This is a genomic window from Rhodococcus sp. (in: high G+C Gram-positive bacteria), from assembly GCF_049591685.1.
Taxonomy (GTDB): Bacteria; Actinomycetota; Actinomycetes; order Mycobacteriales; family Mycobacteriaceae; genus Rhodococcoides.
Map to the genome: position 1 here is coordinate 1 of NZ_JBAWFH010000303.1, position 5,379 is coordinate 5,379.

4 protein-coding genes are annotated in these 5,379 nt (G+C 65.7%); all 4 read right to left on the reverse strand.

Translation table 11 applies throughout. The features are described from left to right. Positions 1 to 11: 11 nt before the first annotated feature. Positions 12 to 350 carry a P-II family nitrogen regulator gene (locus WBQ44_RS12605; protein ID WP_075840128.1) on the reverse strand — a complete coding sequence of 113 codons (339 nt, stop codon included), beginning with the start codon at positions 348 to 350 and terminating at the stop codon, positions 12 to 14. 75 nt (positions 351 to 425) lie between these two features. Next, complete coding sequence (locus WBQ44_RS12610; RefSeq protein ID WP_495567029.1) at positions 426 to 1,685, reverse strand: ammonium transporter; 1,260 nt, start codon at positions 1,683 to 1,685, stop codon at positions 426 to 428. Between the two features lie 295 nt (positions 1,686 to 1,980). Continuing rightward, positions 1,981 to 3,375, reverse strand: a complete 1,395-nt coding sequence (gene ftsY / locus WBQ44_RS12615; RefSeq protein ID WP_495567027.1) for a signal recognition particle-docking protein FtsY — start codon at positions 3,373 to 3,375, stop codon at positions 1,981 to 1,983. Positions 3,376 to 3,409: 34 nt separating this feature from the next. Further along, a partial coding sequence (locus WBQ44_RS12620; protein WP_495567028.1) for an AAA family ATPase occupies positions 3,410 to 5,379 on the reverse strand: 1,970 nt, incomplete at its 5' end.

A 5,379-nucleotide genomic window follows, 5' to 3' on the forward strand; every position in this document is an offset into this window, starting at 1 on the left:
ACCCTTGTGGGTCAGAGCGCATCGGCGCCACGTTCTCCGGTACGTACTCGGATGACCGAGTCGACCGGGGAAACCCACACCTTGCCGTCACCGATCTTGCCGGTGCGTGCGGCCTCGACGATGACCTCGACGACCTTCTCGACAGCTGCATCGTCGACGACGACTTCGACGCGCACCTTCGGTACGAAATCGACGGAGTACTCCGCGCCGCGGTAAACCTCGGTGTGCCCCTTCTGGCGTCCGTATCCCTGGACTTCGCTGACGGTCATGCCGAGGACTCCGGCCTGTTCGAGGGCCGTCTTGACGTCCTCCAACGTGAACGGTTTGACGATTGCTGTGATCAGCTTCATATTTGCTTCCCTTCACAAGCTTCTACGGTGCCCGGTTGCGTGCGGAGCGACTTCGCGCTCCCTATCTTTACCTTGTCAGGCGAAGTCGTACGCCGTCTCGGCATGTTCGGCCTCGTCGATGCCGTTGGCCTCTTCTTCGTCCGACACACGCCAACCCAGGGGCTTGAGTGCGAAGGCGATGACCGTCGTGACGATCCCGGTGAAGATCAGTGCGAAGAGCGCGATAACAATCTGGACGACGAGTTGCTTGTAGTCACCACCGTAGAACAGGCCGGTCTCGGAACCGAGGAAGCCGATGGCGATCGTGCCCCAGAGGCCGGCGACGAGGTGGACACCGACGACGTCGAGCGAGTCGTCGTAGCCGAACTTGAATTTCAGGCCGACCGCGAGAGCCGACAGAACGCCTGCGACCACGCCGAGGATCATCGCGCCGACCGGCGTCAACGCGCCTGCCGCAGGAGTGATGGCAACGAGGCCCGCGACGATGCCGGACGCAGCACCGAGGCTGGTGGCGTGCCCGTCCCGAATACGCTCCGTGATCAACCAGCCCGCAATGGCGGCGGCTGTCGCGGCCGTGGTGTTGACCCAGGCGAGACCTGCGACGCCGTCCGCGGCGAAGGCAGAACCTGCGTTGAAGCCGAACCAGCCGAACCACAGTAGCGCTGCACCGAGCATGACGAAGGGAAGGTTGTGGGGACGGAATGCGACCTTGCCGAAACCGAGTCGCTTGCCGATGACGATCGCGAGAACCAAGCCTGCGATACCGGCGTTGATGTGGACGACAGTTCCACCGGCGAAATCGATCGGGGCGACAGAGGCGACGAGTCCGCCGTCACCGTCGTCGGTGGTGCCGAAGATCTTCGCGGCGAGGCCGTCCTCGGAACCGGAGAGCAATCCACCGCCCCAGACCATGTGTGCGAGTGGGAAGTACGCGAGGGTGACCCACACGCCGGCGAACACGAGCCACGTTCCGTACTTGACGCGTCCTGCGATCGACCCGCTGATGAGAGCCACCGTGATGATCGCGAACGTCACCTGGAAGGCGATGTCGATCACGTTGGCGTAGCCCCAAGCCCCGGCGATGAATTCACCGTCGGCGTCGGTGATGGAGTCCTTCAGGCCAAAGAACTCGAACGGGTTGGCAAAAACCCCGCCGATGTCCTGCGTGCCGTAGGACATCGACCATCCCCAGAGGATGTAGACGACAACAACGACGGCCATTGCGCCGAACGACATCATCATCATGTTCAAAACGGATTTCGACTGCGACATGCCGCCGTAGAAGAACGCCAACCCGGGCGTCATCAGCAGCACCAATGACGCCGCGATCAGCATCCACGCGGAATTGCCGGAAACCGCAGCCAAATCTGCTAGTTCGTCGGGACTCACGTACACCCTCCATGTTCTCCTGCGCACCGGTTGGTCCGCGGTCTGGACAAAGAGTGGTTTCGCGAGGTTTCCGTGATGACACTGAGGTGTTGCGCTCGTGTGAACGGATGACCGGATCGTGTTGCCAATAGGTTTCGTGCAGGCAATTCACCGTTTTCCATCTGCGGCGGTGAACCCGGTTCGGCGCCGTTCGCGGCTCCGTCGGTCCGAATCGGCGGGCTGGAAAGCAGCCAGAAGACAGTCAGCCCAGAAGCGCGTCGACGAAGGCGCCGGGCTCGAACGGCGCCAGATCGTCGGCTCCCTCGCCGAGCCCCACCAGCTTGACCGGCACGCCCAATTCGCGCTGCACCTGGAACACGATGCCGCCCTTGGCGGTGCCGTCCAGCTTGGTCAACACGACTCCGCTGATGTCGACGACCTCGGCGAACACACGCGCCTGGGTCAGGCCGTTCTGGCCGACGGTCGCGTCGAGCACGAGGAGGACGTCATCCACGTGTGCGCGCTTCTCGATGACTCGCTTGACCTTTCCGAGTTCGTCCATCAGCCCCGATTTGGTGTGGAGACGACCTGCGGTGTCGATCACCACGACGTCGACGCCCTGCTCGATGCCTCTGGTCACCGAATCGAATGCGACGGCCGCGGGGTCCGCACCTTCCTTCCCGCGCACGACCTCCGCACCGACGCGTTCGGCCCACGTCTGCAGCTGATCGGCCGCGGCCGCACGGAAGGTGTCTGCGGCCCCCAGCAGTACCCGTCGTCCGTCGGCCACGAGTACCCGAGCGAGCTTCCCGGTGGTTGTCGTCTTGCCCGTTCCGTTGACGCCTACGACAAGCAGCACCGCAGGCGTTCCCTCGTGCGGCAGTGCCCTGATGGACCGATCGAACTCGGGGTGCAACTGGCCGATCAGGATTTCCCGCAGAAGCGCACGGGCATCCGCTTCGGTACGCACGCTCCGCGCCGCCATCTGCTCACGCAGAGCCTTCATGATCTCCGCGGTCGTCGAGGACCCGAGATCGGCGATCAGGAGGGTGTCCTCCACCTCTTCCCAGGAGTCCTCGTCCAGATCGCCGCCGCCGAGCAGCCCGAGCAGCGACTTGCCAACAGCCGACTGCGAACGAGCCAGTCGACCACGCAAACGGTCCAAGCGGCCGTCGGTCGGCGCTATGTCGTCCAACACCGGCGTGGCCGACTCTGTCGACTGTGCAGGTTCGAGCTCCGGCTCCGGCGCTGGTTCGGGCGTCGGCTCCGGCAGCGGCGCAGGTTCGGGGGTCGGCTCCGGCAGTGGCGATGGTTCGGGTGTCGGCGCAGGTTCGGGTGTCGGCGCAGGTTCGGGTGTCGGCGCCGGCTCGGGTGTCGGGGTTGGCTCGGGCTTCGCTGCGGGTTCCGGCCGCCGGACCGGTTCCGGCTTCGGAGCCGTGTCCGGTTCGGCCGTTGCCGTGCCCTGACTGAAGGAGAACCCACCGCCGGCCTTGTATCCCCCGGACAAGTCCTTGGGCTCGTCGATCGTCGGCGTATCGGCCGATTTCAGTGACACCCGTCGTCGGCGCGCGAGAACGAGCCCGACGACGAGTACGACGATGAGGACGGCCAGAACGGCCGCGACGATGATCCACGCTTGGGTACTCACGGCGTCCATAGTGTCAGCACGGGCGGCGCCGCACACCTTCGACCTAGCCCGTCGGGACCGAGGTCTCCCCCGCCTCGGACGAGGGCGAGTCGGCGACGTCGTCGTCCGGCGCGGTGACGCTGCCGATGGTCTCCACGCGGTTTCGGTTGAGCCGCTGCGAGATGACCGTGGTGATACCGTCACCGCGCATCGAGACTCCGTACAGGGCGTCGGCCACTTCCATGGTCGGCTTCTGGTGGGTGATGACGATGAGCTGCGACTTCTCTCGCAACTGCTCGAACAGCCCGATCAGGCGTCGCAGATTTGTGTCGTCCAGAGCGGCCTCGACCTCGTCCATGACGTAGAACGGTGACGGTCTGGCCCGGAAAATAGCAACGAGCATGGCAACGGCGGTGAGCGATTTCTCGCCGCCCGACAGCAGCGACAAGCGCTTCACCTTCTTGCCGGGGGGACGCGCTTCGACCTCGATGCCCGTGGTGAGCATGTCGCCGGGTTCGGTCAGGATGAGCCGGCCCTCGCCACCCGGGAACAGTTTCGCAAACACCTGAGTGAACTCGCGTTCCACGTCGATCCATGCCTCGGTGAACACTTGCAGAATGCGATCGTCCACATCTGCGACGACGTCGAGCAGGTCTTTGCGGGCGGACTTGACGTCTTCGAGCTGGGTGGAGAGAAAGTTGTAGCGCTCGTCCAGCGCGGCGAATTCCTCGAGTGCCAGCGGATTGACCCGGCCGAGTGTCGCCAGGTCGCGTTCGGCGCGCTTGGCGCGCTTCTGCTGCATGTCGCGGTCGAACGGCATCGGCGCAGGCGCGACCACCTGCTCGCCGCGTTCCTTCGCGGCCTCGTACTCGGCGATCTCCAACTCGGTGGGCGGCAGCGGTACATCGGGTCCGTATTCGGCGATCAGGTCGTCGAGCCCTATCCCGTGCTGTTCGAGGATGGTCGCTTCGAGTTGCTCGATGCGCAGCGCGGCCTGTGCTCGCGCCACCTCGTCGCGATGAACGGCATCGGTGATCGACGCGAGCTGTCCCGCCAGCGCGCGTACCTGTTCCTTGACGCGTTCGAGTTCTGCCGTGGTGGTGGCGCGTTGCTCGGCGAGTTCGTCCCGTCGGGCGGCCGCTGCGGCCACGACGACGGACAACCTCTCGGCGACACGCCTACCCGACGACGCGACGGCCTCGGCGATCGCGGCTGCGTGTCGGCGTGCCACCGTCTCGCGTTCTGCCCGGGCACGGGCCTCCCGCTCCGCACGCGCGGCGCGTCGAAGCGATTCTGCTCGCCCTCGCAGCGACTGCGCACGTTCCTCGGCCGTCCGCACGTTCAGGCGGGCCTCGACCTCTACAGCCCGAACTTCGGCCAGTGCGGCGGCCGCCTCCTCGCGTGCGCGTGTCGAGTCCTCGGACTCGGGGGCGCCGTCGGCCCCCGTCTGTTCGTCCCCGGCCAGACGCAGACGTTCCTCGAGTTCGGCCAACGCCGTGAGAGCCTCTTCGCGTCCGCTCTCGGCCTTCGCTCGTTGTTCGCTCAGCCGCGCGGATTCGGCGTGTGCGGACCGGGCGAGCTGGCCGAGACGCCCCAGCTGCTCGTAGACGGCTGACATCGCCGCATCCGATTCGTTCAGAGCCGCAAGGGCCTGCTCGGCTGATTCCCGACGGTCTGCCTGCTCGGCAAGTGCGCCCGACAGTGCTGCTTCGATCTCCGCCGACCGCCGTTCGGCGGCGGTGAGTTCGACCGTGGAGATGTCGATGGCGGCTTGCACCTCGATCGTGCTGGGGCGCCTGTCCGACCCACCCGAGAGCCAACCGGTGGCGAGAAGGTCTCCGGCCCTGGTGACGGCACGGACGCCGGGCACGGCCCGGACCACGGCTTCGGCGTCCTCGAGCGAAGAGACGATGACGGTGTCTCCAAGAAGCGATGCCATCGATCCGGCGAGGGAATCGGGAACTTCGACCACATCGACCGCCCAGCGAGCTCCGACGGGCAATTCGGCCTCGACTCGCACAGTCGGTGTCGACT

Excerpts from the sequence above, each read along its gene's own strand:
- ftsY (WP_495567027.1), bottom strand. The coding sequence starts at position 3,375 with ATGGACGCCGTGAGTACCCAAGCGTGGATCATCGTCGCGGCCGTTCTG.
- WBQ44_RS12610 (WP_495567029.1), bottom strand. The coding sequence starts at position 1,685 with ATGCTGATCGCGGCGTCATTGGTGCTGCTGATGACGCCCGGGTTGGCG.
- WBQ44_RS12605 (WP_075840128.1), bottom strand. The coding sequence starts at position 350 with ATGAAGCTGATCACAGCAATCGTCAAACCGTTCACGTTGGAGGACGTC.